This window comes from Bacillus sp. SIMBA_008 (assembly GCF_046535495.1).
Lineage (GTDB): Bacteria > Bacillota > Bacilli > Bacillales > Bacillaceae > Bacillus > Bacillus subtilis.
This window is the reverse complement of sequence record NZ_JAWRWL010001084.1, coordinates 1-244: the sequence shown is the minus strand read 5'-3', so window position 1 is coordinate 244 and position 244 is coordinate 1. Positions and strand designations below refer to the sequence as shown.

Here is a 244-nt window from a genome sequence, read left to right as displayed (position 1 = left end):
GCTTTGCTGTCACAAGGCTGACCGCCTCTGCCTTTTGAATGGCAATCGTTTTAGGCGCAAGTTCTCCCACAACGACATGTAAAAACGTAATGATCACAAATGCAATGATAAACGATAGGATGTCGGTTAATGCGGAATGAAGCCCCAGCTCCTCAAATAGTGGGTGCAGAAAATGCTCCACCGTCGGCTCGCCCAGCCACCCTAAACCTAAAGCCGTGATGGTAATGCCGAGCTGACAGGCGGA

The 244-nt window shown here is 50.4% G+C and carries 1 protein-coding gene; it reads right to left on the bottom strand.

Annotated elements, in window-relative coordinates:
- On the bottom strand, window positions 1-244 hold a 244-nt coding region (locus SB658_RS26760; protein ID WP_410603528.1), incomplete at both ends, for a CNNM domain-containing protein.